At 38.8% G+C, this 17,467-nt stretch carries 17 protein-coding genes and 1 riboswitch; of the genes, 11 read left to right on the forward strand and 6 right to left on the reverse strand.

What is annotated here, in order from left to right:
• Positions 1-28: 28 nt before the first annotated feature.
• A riboswitch (TPP riboswitch) is annotated at positions 29-121 on the reverse strand.
• Positions 122-255: 134 nt separating this feature from the next.
• The gene (gene cspE, locus Xbud_RS03370; protein ID WP_038269841.1) at positions 256-465 is read right to left on the reverse strand and encodes a transcription antiterminator/RNA stability regulator CspE; all 210 of its coding nucleotides are present in this window, start codon (positions 463-465) and stop codon (positions 256-258) included.
• A 782-nt stretch (positions 466-1,247) separates the two neighbouring features.
• A complete protein-coding gene (locus Xbud_RS03375) occupies positions 1,248-2,609 on the reverse strand; it encodes an amino acid permease (RefSeq protein WP_099134746.1) in 1,362 nt (453 codons plus the stop codon).
• Between the two features lie 464 nt (positions 2,610-3,073).
• Between Xbud_RS03375 and Xbud_RS03380 the strand changes: the two genes are divergently transcribed.
• A complete protein-coding gene (locus tag Xbud_RS03380; RefSeq protein ID WP_099134904.1) occupies positions 3,074-3,460 on the forward strand; it encodes a helix-turn-helix domain-containing protein in 387 nt (128 codons plus the stop codon).
• A gap of 108 nt (positions 3,461-3,568) precedes the next feature.
• On the opposite strand, the gene Xbud_RS03385 is transcribed toward Xbud_RS03380, so the two are convergent.
• The gene (locus Xbud_RS03385; RefSeq protein WP_211283488.1) at positions 3,569-4,399 is read right to left on the reverse strand and encodes an N-acetylmuramoyl-L-alanine amidase; all 831 of its coding nucleotides are present in this window, start codon (positions 4,397-4,399) and stop codon (positions 3,569-3,571) included.
• Positions 4,400-4,582: 183 nt separating this feature from the next.
• A complete protein-coding gene (locus tag Xbud_RS03390) occupies positions 4,583-6,043 on the reverse strand; it encodes an alanine/glycine:cation symporter family protein (protein ID WP_099134748.1) in 1,461 nt (486 codons plus the stop codon).
• 776 nt (positions 6,044-6,819) lie between these two features.
• On the opposite strand from Xbud_RS03390, the gene Xbud_RS20100 reads away from it, so the two are divergent.
• The 3 genes from Xbud_RS20100 to Xbud_RS03405 all read left to right on the forward strand — a co-directional run bounded on the left by Xbud_RS20100 (position 6,820) and on the right by Xbud_RS03405 (position 8,390).
• On the forward strand, positions 6,820-7,011 hold the full coding sequence (locus tag Xbud_RS20100; RefSeq protein ID WP_156115326.1) for a hypothetical protein: 192 nt from the start codon (positions 6,820-6,822) through the stop codon (positions 7,009-7,011).
• Between the two features lie 408 nt (positions 7,012-7,419).
• Positions 7,420-7,899: a PliI family lysozyme inhibitor of I-type lysozyme gene (locus Xbud_RS03400; RefSeq protein WP_099134749.1), complete on the forward strand. Its 480-nt coding sequence runs from the start codon at positions 7,420-7,422 to the stop codon at positions 7,897-7,899.
• Positions 7,900-8,012: 113 nt separating this feature from the next.
• Positions 8,013-8,390, forward strand: coding sequence for a hypothetical protein (locus tag Xbud_RS03405; protein WP_099134750.1), 378 nt, complete (start codon positions 8,013-8,015; stop codon positions 8,388-8,390).
• Positions 8,391-8,509: 119 nt separating this feature from the next.
• Here Xbud_RS03405 and Xbud_RS03410 read toward each other — a convergent pair whose 3' ends face one another.
• Both Xbud_RS03410 and icd read right to left on the reverse strand, forming a co-directional pair.
• Positions 8,510-8,908: a glyoxalase gene (locus Xbud_RS03410; RefSeq protein ID WP_099134751.1), complete on the reverse strand. Its 399-nt coding sequence runs from the start codon at positions 8,906-8,908 to the stop codon at positions 8,510-8,512.
• Positions 8,909-9,216: 308 nt separating this feature from the next.
• Positions 9,217-10,470: an NADP-dependent isocitrate dehydrogenase gene (icd, locus tag Xbud_RS03415; protein WP_099134752.1), complete on the reverse strand. Its 1,254-nt coding sequence runs from the start codon at positions 10,468-10,470 to the stop codon at positions 9,217-9,219.
• Between the two features lie 141 nt (positions 10,471-10,611).
• Between icd and rluE the strand changes: the two genes are divergently transcribed.
• From rluE to phoQ, 7 genes are all read left to right on the forward strand, one after another.
• On the forward strand, positions 10,612-11,241 hold the full coding sequence (rluE, locus tag Xbud_RS03420; protein ID WP_099134753.1) for a 23S rRNA pseudouridine(2457) synthase RluE: 630 nt from the start codon (positions 10,612-10,614) through the stop codon (positions 11,239-11,241).
• A complete protein-coding gene (locus Xbud_RS03425; protein WP_099134905.1) occupies positions 11,234-11,686 on the forward strand; it encodes an NUDIX domain-containing protein in 453 nt (150 codons plus the stop codon). Before rluE ends, Xbud_RS03425 begins: the two co-directional genes overlap by 8 nt.
• 110 nt (positions 11,687-11,796) lie before the next feature.
• Positions 11,797-12,900 carry a tRNA 2-thiouridine(34) synthase MnmA gene (gene mnmA / locus Xbud_RS03430; RefSeq protein ID WP_099134754.1) on the forward strand — a complete coding sequence of 368 codons (1,104 nt, stop codon included), beginning with the start codon at positions 11,797-11,799 and terminating at the stop codon, positions 12,898-12,900.
• A 2-nt stretch (positions 12,901-12,902) separates the two neighbouring features.
• Complete coding sequence (gene hflD, locus Xbud_RS03435) at positions 12,903-13,529, forward strand: high frequency lysogenization protein HflD (protein ID WP_099134755.1); 627 nt, start codon at positions 12,903-12,905, stop codon at positions 13,527-13,529.
• 35 nt (positions 13,530-13,564) lie between these two features.
• Positions 13,565-14,935: an adenylosuccinate lyase gene (purB, locus tag Xbud_RS03440; protein WP_099134756.1), complete on the forward strand. Its 1,371-nt coding sequence runs from the start codon at positions 13,565-13,567 to the stop codon at positions 14,933-14,935.
• A gap of 291 nt (positions 14,936-15,226) precedes the next feature.
• Positions 15,227-15,898, forward strand: a complete 672-nt coding sequence (gene phoP / locus Xbud_RS03445) for a two-component system response regulator PhoP (RefSeq protein ID WP_047679600.1) — start codon at positions 15,227-15,229, stop codon at positions 15,896-15,898.
• A 4-nt stretch (positions 15,899-15,902) separates the two neighbouring features.
• Complete coding sequence (gene phoQ / locus Xbud_RS03450; protein WP_099134757.1) at positions 15,903-17,432, forward strand: two-component system sensor histidine kinase PhoQ; 1,530 nt, start codon at positions 15,903-15,905, stop codon at positions 17,430-17,432.
• The last annotated feature ends 35 nt before the right edge of the window (positions 17,433-17,467 follow it).

Genomic DNA, 17,467 nt, shown 5'->3' on the forward strand with positions numbered 1-17,467 from the left:
CACCAGCCCAAGAAAAGCGGGTATCAAACAAGAGATACCAAGACTTCCCTACGCTGGCATTATCCAGATCAGGTAATACGGGTACTTCTCAGTTCATTTAAGAACGCCCCGAGCCAAAATAAAAATCACTCTATTAGTATCCCAATAGAGTGATATTTGCAATGCGTTATCGTTAATTAATGGAAAATATTAACGATAAATATATTCAGCCAGCCACCAACATACCAGCTAAAATAAATTTATTACTGCTTCTTACTATAAAGTAGTGACATTTGCAGCGGCTGGACCTTTAGGGCCATCCTGAATTTCAAACTCAACTTGTTGGCCTTCAGACAATGTTTTAAATCCATCTTTCATAATTGCAGAAAAATGTACAAATACATCTTTGCTGCCATCAGCTGGAGTAATAAAACCAAAACCTTTAGACTCATTGAACCACTTCACAGTACCAGTGATTTTTGCCATTTCAAAAATTTCCTTTGAATCACTTTATTCGCCGATTGGCATAAAAAGAAACAAACCAGTATTCGTTGCTGCTATTCATTAACAGAAACAGTACTTCGTTTACCCAGGTGTTTTTATCACATACTCTTTATATAATCGCAAGCCATTTTTTTCAGGTGCACGAGCTAACGCACATATTTTAAATTCTTAATATCTATTCCGATTTGATATTGATCGGAAGCATTTATATTACATAACCACATGAATTAACAGAAAAATAAAACATTAACTTAATGAAATCATTTTTACTTATTTAATATATAATTCTGTTTTTCACACCTATTAAGAGGTATTCTAGAGAGTTATAACTTTCAAAATAAATTGAATAAGCAACAAAATAATAGCTAATTTTATGTTAATGTTTGAAAGTAAAATATGATTACTCCAAATTTGATTAGTTTACGTTTTGTTTAACCTTTATTAAATATTGTTCAATCAAAACACTCATACTTTAACTTTTGAACTCTTGCTATTCTGGCAATATGTCAGATGATGACATAATTTTTATAGCACTAAAGTGACTGGGCTTTAAATAACAAATTGTCCAGATATCAACCTACAATAAATATCATTTCAGGATAACATTTATTTTATATGCAATTTTTGTAGGTAGGTTTTTTAACCAATTTTCTTTTGCCGAAATAGCACTCTGCCATAACGATCTAATAAAATTGGATTCATTATAAAAATCAGCCGGGCATAATGCCCGGCTGGAAAAGTGTACGCATTTTCAGCAAGACAATTTATACTCTGACCTTATTTGATTTAGAAGATAAGTAACCTACCCATAATATTCCGATCCAAAACGGCATCAGAATAACTGATATACGTATATCAGGCATCATCAGAATAATAACAAGAATGAAAGCCAAGAAAATCAAACAGAGAAAATTACCAAATGGATACCAAAATGCCTGGAATTTTGTCTTAACACCTTCTGCATTTTTTGCAGCGCGAAATTTCAAGTGTGACATACAGATCATAATCCAGTTAATCACCAGCGTTGTAACTACCAATGCCATCAAAAGCTCAAATGCTTTACCCGGCATAATATAGTTAATCAATACACCTATTGATGTAGCCAACGCCGACAATCCAATTGACAAAACAGGAACACTACGCTTGTTCACTTTAGTCAAAATACGCGGTGCATTACCTTGTTTCGCCAGGCCATACAGCATTCGACTATTACAATAAACGCCACTGTTATAAACAGATAACGCCGCAGTCAATACAACGATATTCAGGACATTTGCAACCCAAAAACTATTCAGATTATGGAAAATTAAAACAAATGGACTGCCACCCTCCACAACATCTTTCCACGGATAGAGAGAAAGCAAAATGAACAACGAACCGATATAAAACAGCAGAATACGATAAACAACCTGATTAGTTGCCTTTGGAATATTAACTTCCGGGTTTTCAGCTTCTGCCGCAGTGATCCCGACAGTTTCCAAGCCACCAAATGAAAACATAATAACGGCCATTGCCATAATCAGGCCGACAGCGCCATTAGGCATAAAACCGCCCTGCTGCCATAAATTAGTTACACTGGCCTGTGGCCCTCCCGTGCCAGAAATGAGCAGATAAGAGCCAAAAAGGATCATCCCAATGATAGCTGCAACTTTGATCATAGAGAACCAGAACTCAGCTTCCCCATATAACCTGACATTAATCAAATTTACGGTATTAATCAGCACAAAGAATATTGCAGCAGAAACCCATGTTGGAATTTCAGGCCACCAATATTGGATATACATACCGACCGCAGTGAGTTCCGCCATCCCGACAAGTATAAACATTGCCCAATAATTCCAACCGGATAGAAAACCCGCAAAATTACCCCAATATTTATAAGCAAAGTGGCTAAACGAACCCGCTACAGGCTCTTCAACAACCATTTCACCTAATTGACGCATTATCAAAAATGCAATAAATCCACTAATGCCATACCCAAGAAGAACCGAAGGCCCAGCCATTTTTATCGTTTGAGCAATGCCCAAAAATAACCCTGTTCCTACTGAGCCGCCGAGAGCAATAAGCTGGATATGCCTGTTCTTTAAACCACGCTTAAGCGTAGATTGTTCTATTTGTTCTATCATCTAGTCCTCTTTACGATGCTTGGAACCGGTTTAAACTGTTTTATTTGTCGTTGTGGACCTGAACAGGCCGAAGAAACCTTATATTTCCTCTATCATTGCGTGATCTGTCGTTGCCAAACTACCCTGGTGTGGTTGCTATCAAGACAGATTCTGATTTTAGTCCGATATTTAATTTGCTAATTCAAATCAAGTGAATATTAAAGCATCATCCACGAAGAATGAATACCAAAAATGAATGTTAACACACATACTTGCAAGAGAATTATTGGGATGTATATCAAAAAAGCAAATATTGGATAATAGTGCAGCTTCCCAATTCAAATCTTCTATCACAGTGCTTGTAATGCATATCCAGATCCAATAAGCATAAAATTAGGCGTACTATTATCTATTAAGCATAAAACTAAAATCTTGAAAAGAAGTTGTGTATACTTCCTCTCACCTTCAACCAATTTATAATTGTAATGCCACAGGATAATCACTTAGCACTTGTATGCGCACTAAGTAAATGGATAGAAAATCACCTTGGGAGAGTCATCCATCTCGAAGAACTTGCTGCTTATTCTGGCTATTCGCTTTGGCACATGCAGAAAATATTCAAGGAAGTTACCGGGATCTCGCTTGGTAAATATATACGCCAACGTCGATTAGCGGGTGCTGTGCACCTTCTAAAGAACAGTTCCCTACCCATTTTTGATATCGCCCTGGATTTTGGCTTCGGCTCTCAATCTCACTTTACTTATATGTTCCGTAAAGAATATGGCATTACACCTTACGATTTTCGTCAAAGTGCAGATATAGAACTCGAAGTTAAACTGCCTCTGCATCTGACTTACAATTGCCAATCATAAAGCATCCTATTCCGCGGCCAGATATTGACATCAGGCCGCAACCTCACCTGCCCTAATCTCTCTTAGTCGTAAGACAGCACGGTACTGCTTACTACATTCATTATCTTTTCATTTGTACTTTTCGACTAATGCCAAAGCTATTGCTTCAGTTTCTGCATCAGGATTACCCCGAATATCTGACGGACGAAAATGCATCTGAAACACCTGAATTGTCTTTCGAGTATCATCATCCAGAAAGCCTGTCTGGGGAATGGAATAGCCGTAAGCAGCCAAGGCCTTTTGTATTCCAATAACAGGAACCAGAGTATCTGGCAGCCTGTTGGCTAAATATCTATTTACTGTAGTAAGATTAGGCCAGGCACCAATACCTTGCTCATAAAGCTCTCGCCACGGAAAAACAAGACCGGGATCTTCTTTCCGAAGTGGTGCGATATCAGAATGACCAACCACATTCACTGCCTCGATTTTATGCCTGCGAATGATATCTTTTGCCAACCGGATCAAGGCATCAATTTGTGATGAGTGATAGACGCACCACTCTTTTTTAATAAAATATTGCTTAAAGCCACAATTAACAATTTCTATGCCAATAGAATAGCTATTTAAATTCTTATATCCTCTCCACTCACTTCTACCTGCATGCCAGGCTTTTTCTTTCTCAGAGGATAATTGAAAGATAATCGGTTCATTATTCTTATATTTAGGCTGAGATGGGATCAGATATTGAACACTAACATTACCATTTGTCAAAACTCGTAGAGAGTTTCGATCATTCAGTGCTGTATAGTGCAACACAAGAAATTTGACCGCTTCAAGGTTCTGCTTGGTTGAATACGAATAAGAATGATCAATAAGATAATTATTTCTTTCTTCTAATGGAGTTTGATAACTGCAACCAATCAATAGTGTAAGGAATACACCTATTAAGACTTTTCTCATCATATTAAAACAATAATAACCGAAAAAATTGGAGGATGTGCTACATAGTAGATGAAGTTACAATAAAAATAAAAGCCGGATATCGATTGAATACAGAATATCCGGCTAATACATTTATTTCTTAATTTTATAAATTACTGCTTTTACGATATCCACTATCTTCGTTATTGTAAGCAACACTGACTAATGAATATCTGCCTTAATCTCAACTTGCTTCTGGTTATTCTGAACTGAGTCGTTATTCCAGATACCTTCTTCAACTTGCTTTTGAATTTCCGGATACATATTGATATCGAAGGTTGGCAACTGACCCGCTCTCCTTTGCTGGTTATAATCCTTCGCCAATTTCATCGCAATGCCTGATAACAAGAGAATAGCAACCAGGTTCACAATAGCCATACAAGCCATGGATATGTTCGCCATATTCCAAACCAATGGCACATCTGCCATTGTACCAAACATCACCATACCTAATGCAGCCAGACGTAAAATGAACAAACCTGCAGTGTGGTTACGCTCCAGGAATATCATGTTACTTTCAGCATAAGCGTAGTTAGCAATAATAGATGTAAAGGCAAAGAAGAAAATAGCAATGGCAACGAATGTTGTTCCCCAATGCCCAACTGCAGATGATAATGCGCGTTGAGTCAATTCAATTCCACTGATAGACGTGACATTTTCATTAAGGATACCTGAAGAAAGGATAATGATTGCTGTAGCACTACAGATAACAATCGTATCCATAAATACCCCCAACATCTGCACATATCCCTGAGAAGCAGGATGTGGCGGATATGGAGAAGCAGAAGCCGCTGCATTTGGTGCAGAACCCATTCCCGCTTCATTCGAGAACAGCCCCCTTTGAACCCCTTGAAGCATAGCTTGGGAAACACCATAACCCAATGTTCCTGCTATCGCTTCCTGAAGACCAAAGGCACTCTTAATAATTAATGCAAATACATCAGGAATACGTTCAATATTGTGACCAACAACCCAAAATGCCAATATTAAATAAGCCCCCGCCATAAATGGCACAACTAATTCAGCAACTCGTGCGATTGAACGCAATCCGCCGAAAATAATCATGCCACTAATAATGACTAAGACAATACCGACATACAATGGTTTGATATCGAAGGCAAAGGAAGCCGCTTCCGCAATTGAATTTGCCTGAACAGCATTGAATACAAGACCAAACGCGATAATAAGGAAAATAGAAAACAATATTCCCATCCATCGCTGTTTCAACCCTTTCTCCATATAATAGGCCGGGCCACCACGATAATTTCCTTGATCGTCTTTCGTCTTGTACAACTGGGCAAGCGTGCTTTCCACAAAAGAAGTTGCCATACCAATAAATGCAACAACCCACATCCAAAAAATAGCCCCCGGGCCACCAGCAGTTATTGCAATTGCAACCCCAGCAAGATTACCTGTTCCTACACGTGCCGCAAGGCTGGTACACAAAGCCTGAAAAGATGAGATGCCTGAACTATCTGATTTATTACTATGTTTCAGAACTGAAAACATGTGACCAAAATGACGAAGCTGTATGAAGCCAGAACGTAGTGTGAAGTAAAGACCAACCCCCAAAAGCAGGTATATTAATACGTAGTCCCAAAGAATGCTGTTAATCAGATCCATCAAGATATTTTCCCCTTAGTCGTTAGCAAACATTAGCTGACCATAATGTAGTATCCATAGAGAATTTATTGTGCGTAATATTCTTTATAATTAACAAGTAACACAATTCTGTGCATGAAACACAGAGATACTAGCCAGTAAAACGGAAAGAATGTAACACAATATCTATTTCAATGGGTAACTTTTAATGAATTTTTTACATTTACTTCAGCATTTATGAATATTTACATTAAGTTACATTAGTTCCCGGAGCCCAATTTTAAGCCTCTTAATCACAATTCCCGATTGATAAACTACCTATTACATTACTCTCAAATACATTTAATAACCACATAATAAGAAACATTATGTATACAAAAAGATAACAAATTACAAACAAAGGCAAAACTTTTAAAACGTAATGCAATACAAGACTCCCGTAATAATACATTCTTGTTGATGCTTGTTACTCCCATCCCACCGCAAAGTTAGCTGTTTATTCCTCACTCATTCTATACTTCCATTCTACCTGCGTATTTATAACAACATTCATTAAAAAAACTAAAATAATTACAAAATTTAATGTTGAAATCTCTTGAATTTACGAAAACATATAGCAATATTTTTCTTCAAATGAGATTATTAAATTTTAATGCTGTGATAATTGGAAAAAGCCACCATTACATATTAAGATTTTCAGTTGTTATTTTTACATTGGAAACAAAAATAACAGGTTAGTAAGATATTAATATTCCACTATCTGGCCATCAGATAATCTGCTAGTGAGGTTATGATTGATGTTAGAAAGAAAAAGAAAAAATCCAGCGGACAACATACTTCCAAAACGGGTATATAGAGGGAAATCGAAATATGAGTATCATCCAGCAACAGGCGGTTCTATATCTATTTGCTGCCTAAATTCACCATTATCCGTTATCTGGAAAGAATACAACAAAATTGTAGAAAAAATTGAAAAAAATAGTACATAGAGTTTGATATATGTCGAAATTAATAAGACGGGAGTTTCTACTCCCGTTAACTCAGTCTATTTTCAAATTTAAAATAATCAAAGTATAATATTCAGGTAATCATTTATAAAATAACAGTCTATCTTCACTAGAATAAATTTTATTAATTATAATAAAATCCACCTATATTATGAAATATTTTTCGCCAGTTTATGCTAATAAACACATCTTTTAAAACCCAATAAAACATAAGTAAAAATAATAATTAATATTAAGCATCTATCCCCCTGCCTCTATTTCTTCAGCATGATTTCTCTTTTCTTCATCAACACTATCGGCTTTTGAAATCCATGCTACGATATAAATTTCTACTCTCAACTTCTGCTATCTAAACGTTGAAGCAAAACACGAATCAATGAGGTATTGTCTATGCTTATAGATAAGAGAATAAAATTTTCCGTGCTCTCAACTCTGCTCACTCTATTTTTATCACATACTACCTTTGCGAAAGATGGGACGTTGATTAATTTACCTGATAAAAAATTTGCGGTTATTTCAGTCGGTGACTTAGAAAGTGCATCAATTGGTAGTTATTCCATTGCCGTTTTCAAAGATCAGAAGCTGACAGATTTTAGTACTGGCGCAATTTTTTCCCGTGATGGTTCGCTATTCGAAGATAATGGTAAACCAAGAGTGATGTTTGCAGACATTGATGATGATGGAGCCAAAGAGCTAATCGTCTCCAAGCTCACCGCAGGTTCAGGAAACTATCTTGAAGTTGATGCACTCAAGATTACTGATAAAAATGTCAAATTACTCACTCGCATCAATACTGATAGCAAAAATGATCTCATCAAATTACTTCGCACCCATTGTAAGAAAGAACAATGTACAAAGCAGAAACGCTGATCATGTTCGAATCAATACGCACTTTCACCATAAAGATGTAAGGCAAACGATAGATAATGTACTATTGTTAATGTTATCACTACTATCACGGTATAGTTGATAAAGGGGAATTTATGAAACATCTTTTATTACCACTTTTTTTGATCCCATTCTCATTCTTCTCTTATGCCACACAGGTAAATGTAGATAAGATCGCAGAAACTTATTGTGATTTATTTGGCAAAGCTTCTGTCGAGGCATTCAAAACTAATGATTCACCAGATGTGATAGCCCAGAAAAGCCTTAATCTACTACACAAAAAGGGATTAAACCTTAAAGAAATTCATTCCAGTAAAGATGAATTCGTTGCATCAATCAAACAAACAGTTATTGGCGTCAGAAAGAATAAGCAAACATTTCCAAGTAGCCGCCACTTTGACGAATCACTCGTTAAATCCGTCGAAAACTGTAAGATCCAAACAAAACATGCCTTATCTCAACATTCCCGGTAATTAGTTCTGGAGCGACGAGAATTCGTCGCTCTTTGAGTATTTACTTTTGGAATATCAATCGGGGATGAAGTAAATTAAACGGTGAATTTAATAATAATTACATTAGTGAAAGAAAATTCTTAGGCAGTCCATTCACTGTTTTGAAGAACAACCCTATAGCCATCTATATCTTCAAAAGTTTTTCCAACTACATCCCAATAATTATTGTACGATGGTACTTCCTTAAAACCTGCGTCTATCATGCGTTGACAACATTGCTCCCAAACACTATTTTCACTTAAATAAAAAACCAGCAGATTATCTTTTGTTGGTGCGCACCCAACAGTAGTTCCATGATGATGAGTAAACTCTAAATGATAGTTATGTTTTTCGTGTCCAATTATTGAACCATCAAAATCATTATGTCCCTGAAATTCACCTAATAATTTACAGCCTAAACCATTAACATACATATCAGTAATAACTTTAAGATTATCAGTAGGCCTGGCAACTCTTAATACCGCTAATTCTGGGATCATTACATTCTCCTTATGACTTGACTTAAAATATTTATATATTTTATTTTCAACCTGATGATCATTTTTATTTTGAAATTATATATAAATAAATAACTCACCAATAAATTAAAATATATTCTCTACTTATTTTCGTTAACGAATGTGCACATTCTAAAACCTCAAGTTAGCTTGAGGTCAAGTCATATTTCCATACATTTCATAATTAATTTATTACTACCTGAAAACCACGTCCTGTAGGCGGGGAGTTCAGGTAGTAATAAAAAACGGGAACTATTAAGCCCCCGTTATCTATTTTATTAAGTAATCAATTACATATGAGAAATAATAGCATCACCGAATTCGCTACATTTCAGCAGCCTAGCATCTTCCATCAGGCGTTCGAAGTCGTAAGTCACAGTCTTGGCGGCAATCGCACCCTCCATTCCTTTAACGATTAAATCAGCAGCTTCGAACCATCCCATATGACGCAGCATCATCTCAGCAGAAAGGATGACTGAGCCTGGGTTTACTTTATCCTGACCTGCATATTTAGGTGCTGTGCCGTGTGTTGCTTCGAACAGAGCACACTCATCACCAATGTTTGCACCAGGAGCAATACCTATACCGCCTACTTGTGCCGCCAGCGCATCAGAAATGTAGTCACCATTTAGGTTCATACAAGCAATAACGTCATACTCAGCAGGACGCAGCAGGATCTGTTGCAGGAATGCGTCTGCAATTACGTCCTTGATAATAATATCCTTACCGCTTTTAGGGTTCTTGATCTTCACCCACGGGCCACCATCCAGCAGTTCACCACCAAATTCAGTACGCGCTAATTCATAACCCCAATCCTTAAAGGCACCTTCAGTAAATTTCATGATGTTGCCTTTATGAACCAAAGTCACTGATTCACGGTCATTATCAATCGCATATTCGATCGCAGAACGCACCAAACGTTTAGTGCCTTCTTCTGAGCATGGTTTCACACCAATACCACACTGCTGAGGGAAGCGGATTTTGGAAACACTCATTTCATTCTGCAAGAATTTGATGACTTTATCAGCTTCCGCAGATCCCGCTTTCCATTCAATACCAGCATAAATATCTTCCGCATTCTCACGGAAAATAACCATGTCAGTTAATTCAGGTTGCTTAACAGGGCTTGGCGTACCTTGATAGTAACGAACCGGGCGCAGGCAGACGTACAAATCTAACTGTTGACGCAATGCAACATTCAGAGAACGGATGCCGCCACCAACCGGAGTTGTCAGAGGGCCTTTGATTGCAACACGATATTCACGGATCAGATCCAGTGTTTCATCCGGTAACCAAACATCTTTACCGTAAACATGTGTAGATTTTTCTCCTGTATAGATTTCCATCCAAGAAATTTTGCGCTCACCGCTATACGCTTTCTGAACCGCAGCATCAACAACTTTCAGCATAACCGGCGTTACATCAACACCAATACCATCCCCTTCGATATAAGGGATTACCGGGTTATTCGGAACATTTAATTTACCTTTGGTATCAATAGTAATTTTTTCACCTTCCGCCGGAACAACTACTTTGCTTTCCATTAACCTCTCCTTTCAAGTAAGCGCAATGCCTTGTTAATTTTTTGTAAGGGACGTGTCAATATTACTTGAATATTCTGCAAACGCCAATGGGCACAGATTTCAGGTATAATATTTCCCCCTCATTTTGAGCAATAAATTATCATGACAAATTTCTCTATTAAAAAACGCAAACTTAATCGATTCAGTCAAAGAAAAAATAGCGCTCCCTCAAAAAACATTACTGGTCCCCGCCAGGTGTTGATATTTAATAAACCTTATGATGTTCTCCCCCAATTCACAGACGAGACGGGAAGAACAACGTTAAAAAATTTTATTCCTTTTAATGACGTTTATGCAGCAGGTCGTCTGGATCGTGATAGTGAAGGGTTGTTGGTTTTAACTAATGATGGAAAATTACAGGCTAATTTAACGCAGCCCAAGAGAAAAACTGCCAAAGTTTATTATGTTCAAGTAGAAGGAATACCCGATGAAGCCGCACTTAACAAGCTGCGTAACGGTATTATTCTGAAAGATGGTTCAACACTCCCTGCCGGAGCGGAATTAATAGAGGAACCCGTCTGGCTTTGGGAACGAACACCGCCAATTCGGGAAAGGAAAAACATTCCAGTGAGCTGGCTGAAAATTACGCTTTTTGAAGGTCGTAATCGCCAGGTACGTAGAATGACAGCTCATATAGGTTTTCCAACATTACGTCTTATTCGTTTCAGTATGGGTTCACTACAGTTAGGGGATCTGTCCCCTGGAGAATGGAGGAAAATTGATTTTGTTTAGTCCACATATTACTGTTGCCTGCATAGTACATGCAAAAAATCAATTCTTAGTTGTTGAAGAGCTTATCAATGGCAAACCTCTCTGGAATCAGCCTGCCGGTCATCTTGAAGCTGATGAAACATTACTGGAAGCTGCTGAACGCGAATTATGGGAAGAAACCGGTATTCGTGCCAAGCCACAGGCATTACTGAAATTACATCAATGGGTCGCTCCTGATGGAACACCTTTTATCCGTTTTCTGTTTCTGGTTGAACTGGAAAAAACCGTGAATACGGCTCCCCTAGATAGTGATATTCATTGCTGTCATTGGCTCAGCGCAGAAGAAATCATCAATAGTTCACAACTACGTTCACCGCTGGTTGCTGAAAGTGTGCGGAGTTATTTAGAAAATAAGGCTTATCAATTAACAATATTGGGTAGCTATGGGCCACCTTTTGCCAAATAGTTTCTTATTAAATGGAAAGCAAATCACAAGAGCGTAAAGACGTTTGGTGCACCTTACCTGCCAACGTGTTACAGTATTACGTTTATTTTTTTCCGCAGTGAGATATATCCATGTCAGATAACAGCCAGAAAAAAGTCATCGTCGGGATGTCCGGTGGTGTTGATTCATCCGTTTCCGCTTACCTACTGCAACAGCAGGGTTATCAGGTAGCTGGCCTGTTTATGAAAAACTGGGAAGAAGATGACGATGAAGAATATTGCTCAGCCGCCGCTGACCTTAACGATGCTCAGGCAGTGTGTGATAAACTGGGCATTGAACTACACACCATCAATTTTGCAGCCGAGTATTGGGATAATGTATTTGAACATTTTCTTGCCGAATACAAAGCAGGCAGAACTCCAAACCCAGATATTCTCTGCAACAAAGAGATTAAGTTCAAGGCATTTTTAGAATTTGCCGCAGAAGACTTAGGTGCTGATTACATTGCAACTGGTCATTACGTCCGCCGTCGGGATGTGGCTGGTGTCAGCCAATTACTTCGTGGCCTTGATGGCAATAAAGATCAAAGCTATTTCTTATATACCCTGAGTCACCAGCAGGTTGCAAAAAGTTTATTTCCAGTCGGGGAACTTGAAAAACCTGAAGTTCGCCGTATTGCCGAAGAAATCGGGCTAATCACAGCGAAGAAAAAAGATTCCACAGGTATCTGTTTTATTGGTGAACGTAAGTTCCGTGATTTTCTAGGGCGTTATCTGCCAGCCCAACCTGGTCCGATTGTTACCGTTGATGGACAAACTATCGGGCAACATACCGGCCTGATGTACCATACACTTGGTCAGCGCAAAGGGTTAGGTATCGGAGGAACTAAAGATGGCAATGAAGACCCCTGGTACGTTGTTGATAAAAATGTTGAAAATAATACGCTGATTGTCGCTCAGGGGCATGAGCATCCCCGCCTGATGTCTGTCGGCTTAATTGCACAACAACTTCATTGGGTTGATCGCCAGCCATTAAAAACAGAAATCCGCTGTGTGGTAAAAACACGCTATCGTCAGCAGGATATCCCTTGTACCGTCATTCCTTTGAGTGAAGATAAAATTGAGGTTCATTTTGATAGCCCCGTTGCCGCAGTCACCCCCGGCCAATCAGCAGTGTTTTATCAGGGAGACATTTGTCTCGGCGGTGGTGTGATCGAACAACGTATACAGGAGTAATCGTGGCCAAAAATTATTACGACATTACATTAGCTCTGGCAGGTATCTGCCAGTCAGCTCGTCTGGTACAGCAACTGGCTCACGAAGGGCAATGTGATGCCAGTGCCTTTGAAATAACACTCAACAGTATCCTGAACATGAGTCCGACCTCCACATTGGATGTCTTTGGCAATGAAATGCGCAATCTGAGCGTTGGCCTTGATGCTGTTATGGGAATGCTCAATGGCACAAACAGCGGAGTTTCAGCTGAACTTACCCGCTACGTTTTGAGCATAATGGCACTGGAACGTCGCCTAAGCAAAAATTCATCAGCAACCAATGAACTGGCTAAGCGTATCTCTCAGCTGGAACGCCAACAGGCATACTTTGAGCCTATGTCCGAAGGAATGCTCAATGCTCTCGCGGGCATTTATATCGATGTTATCAGCCCATTGGGGCCACGTATTCAGGTGATGGGTTCTCCTGATGTCTTGCGCAATACGTTAGTTCAGGCAAAAGTCCGTGCTGCATTACTGGCTGGTATTCGTAGCGCCGTATTATGGCAACAAGTAGGCGGAAGCCGTCTGCAATTTATGTTTTCACGTCAGCGCCTGATCCGACAGGCAAAAGACATTCTTGCTCGTTGTTAAATAAATCGTTAAATAAGATCCGGGAGTTTCTACTAATGGAATTATCCTCACTGACCGCTGTTTCTCCTATTGATGGCCGTTACGGCGATAAAGTTAGCGCACTGCGCGCTATTTTTAGTGAGTTCGGCTTACTGAAATTCCGCGTGCAGGTTGAAGTACGTTGGCTACAAAAACTAGCTGCCACAACAGAAATCGCAGAAGTCCCTGCTTTTGATGCAAACGCAAACGCTTACCTTGATGAAATCATTGTCAATTTTAATGAACAGGACGCATTACGCATCAAGGAAATTGAACGTACCACTAACCATGATGTTAAAGCCGTTGAATACTTTCTGAAAGAAAAAGTAGCTCACATTCCTGCTTTACATCAGGTTGCTGAATTTATTCACTTTGCCTGCACCTCAGAAGATATCAATAACTTGTCATATGCATTGATGCTCAAAACTGCCCGTGAGGAAGTATTGCTGCCACAATGGCGTCAGTTGATCGATACTATTAAGCACATGGCTCATGATTACCGTGAATTACCTTTGTTGTCACGTACACACGGGCAACCTGCGACACCTTCCACTGTTGGTAAAGAATTTGCGAATGTAGCTTACCGCATGGAACGTCAGTTCCGCCAACTCAGTCAAATTGAAATTCTGGGTAAAATCAACGGCGCTGTTGGCAACTATAATGCCCATCTGTCAGCCTATCCTGAGGTTAATTGGCTCCAGTTTAGTGAATCATTCGTAACTTCTCTGGGTATTCAATGGAATCCATATACTACTCAGATCGAACCACATGATTACATTGCCGAACTGTTTGATTGTATCGCGCGTTTCAATACCATCCTGATTGATTTTGATCGCGATATCTGGGGCTATATTGCCCTTAACCATTTCAAGCAAAAAACAGTTGCTGGCGAAATTGGCTCCTCCACCATGCCACACAAAGTCAATCCAATCGATTTTGAAAATTCGGAAGGAAATCTGGGGTTAGCAAATGCCGTATTTGGTCATCTTGCCAGCAAGCTCCCAGTTTCCCGCTGGCAACGTGATCTAACTGATTCCACGGTGTTACGTAATCTGGGAGTTGGTTTGGGATATACATTAATCGCATATCAATCTACCATGAAGGGTCTGAATAAGTTGGAAGTCAACGAGCAGCGTCTATTGGATGAACTGGATCAGAACTGGGAAGTCCTGGCAGAGCCGATTCAGACTGTCATGCGTCGTTATGGTATTGAGAAGCCTTATGAAAAATTAAAAGAACTAACACGTGGTAAACGTGTTGATGCTGAGGGAATGAAAAGTTTTATTGATAACCTTGAACTTCCTGAAGAAGAAAAAATTCGTCTTAAATCTATGACCCCTGCAAATTATATCGGCTATGCTGAATTACTGGTCAATAAATTAAAATAAAGCTCTTTTATTTATATAATCGTGAACGGGAAAATTCCCGTTCACGTATTGCAAAATAGTCAAATCTTATATGAAATATAAATAAGTTGTAAAGTTATAAGCTATTATTGAATCAACTTATTGTTTTTGACAATTCATTCATTAACATACCAACAATAGACTGAATAGTTACTATACTTGGTTTAATCATAACAGTATATCTATAATCTATTTAAATCCACTGATTAATTTGACTATCTGGCTATTTAAGATTTATTTGATAAATTTTACTAGTTAGCATAAGGAATCATTATGCGAATATTAATAGTTGAAGATAATGCGTTACTTCGCCATCACCTAAAAGTACAGCTCCGGGATATTGGTCATCAGGTTGATGCTGCCGAAGATACAAAGGAGGCAGATTATTACCTGAAAGAAAATCATCCTGATGTCGCAATCATTGATCTAGGTTTACCAGGAGAAGATGGTTTGAGTTTAATTAAGCGCTGGCGTAGCGATCATATTAATATCCCTATTCTCATTCTCACTGCCCGTGAAAGCTGGCAAGAAAAAGTGACTGTGCTGAATGCCGGGGCAGATGATTACGTTACCAAGCCTTTCCAACTAGAGGAAATTAATGCACGTATACAAGCCCTGATGCGTCGTAATAGCGGATTAGCATCTCAAGTTGCCGAATTACCACCGTTTCTAATCGATCTCTCACGTAAGGAGTTTTCTGTTAATGGTAAAAAGATAAAATTGACCGCCTTCGAATATACAATTATTGAAACCTTGATGCGTAATAATGGTAAAGTTGTCAGTAAGGAATTATTGATGAGGCAGTTGTATCCTGACGCTGAATTGCGTGAAAGCCATACAATTGATGTATTAATGGGGCGCTTAAGAAAAAAAATACTGAACGAATGGCCGGATGAAGTTATTGTTACTGTCCGTGGCCAAGGTTACCGCTTTGATGTGAAATAGCGTAATGTTTAAATTACCGAGCAAGCATGCCTCTCTGAGAACACGATTTCTCATGGTGACAACAGTTATTATTCTCGCATTGACTTTGCCATATGGGATTGTCGCCATTGTCGGGTATTTAATGCGTTTTGATAACGATACTTACGCTATACTCAATAACCAGAGTAATCTATTTTATTCCCTTGCCAGATGGAAAGAAAATAAGTTGGATATTATTTTCCCAGAAAATTTCCACACAGGTAATCGCTCATTAACCCTGATTTATGACGATAAAAATAAAATCCTCTGGCGTCAGCATTACGCACCAGAACTTGAAAAAAAAATCCCCTCTAGCTGGCTGAAAAAAAATGGCCTATATGAATTAGAGGCTTATTATACAGATATAAATTCTAAGCTATATTCTGAATCAGATAATAAACACACAACAAATAACCATACTGACGCCAATAAGAAGACCGATATCAACAACAAGAGCGGCACTAACAACAAGGTTATTACCAATAGTGATAACATAGGTGAGCAAGAGCTGTTAACTTTTTCTGTTGCCATCAATATTTATCCGGCAACTGATACTCTTCCTGCAATGACCATTGCTGTTATCAATACCATTCCGCAGAGTCTACTGCCGTCAGAAAAAATCTGGGAATGGTTCGGTTATGTATTGATTGCCAATCTGATTTTAGTTGCCCCATTGATCTGGCTTGCGGCTGACTGGAGCTTACGTCCGATTAAATCGTTAATTGTTCAAATAAGTTCTTTGGAAAAAGGTGAACGTGAAGAATTAGACGAAAACCCTCCATCCGAATTAAAAGGTTTGATTAAAAACTTGAATGCATTATTGGACAATGAGCGCCAGCGTTATATAAAGTATCGAACAACCTTATCTGATTTGACACATAGCCTGAAAACACCTCTGGCGGTGCTGCAATCCACACTCCGTTCCCTTCGCTCAAGTGAACAGATGACCATTGAACAAGCTGAGCCAGTCATGCTTGAACAAATTGACCGAATTTCCCAACAAATTGGTTATTATTTACATCGGGCCAATATATACAACGATCACAATCTCATTCTAAAAAAAGTTTTTTCAGTTCCAACTTTACTCGATAGCCTTATCAATGCATTGACAAAAGTCTATCAACACAAAGGGGTCAACATCACTTTAGATATTTCCCCTGAACTGACTTGGTTAGGTGAAAAAAATGATTTTTTGGAAGTCATTGGAAATATTTTGGAGAATGCCTGTAAATATTGTCTGGAGTTTGTTGAAGTGACTGCTCTGACAGGTGAAAATTTCATTACCATTATTATTGATGATGATGGGCCAGGTGTTCCTCCCGATAAACGCAGTATCGTTTTCGAACGTGGACTAAGAGCAGATACATTACGTCCGGGACAAGGATTGGGGTTATCGATCGCCTCAGAAATTGTGGAACAATATGATGGTGATATTAGCATTGGCAATAGCCATCTGGGAGGTGCCAGAGTGAGTGTAACCTTCCGAAACCAACGGATAACGACCAACACGCCTTGACAGCGCTCATTAACAACTAATGTTTAATGGGAGCA

Origin of the sequence: Xenorhabdus budapestensis, from assembly GCF_002632465.1 — a bacterium.
Taxonomy (GTDB): domain Bacteria; phylum Pseudomonadota; class Gammaproteobacteria; order Enterobacterales; family Enterobacteriaceae; genus Xenorhabdus; species Xenorhabdus budapestensis.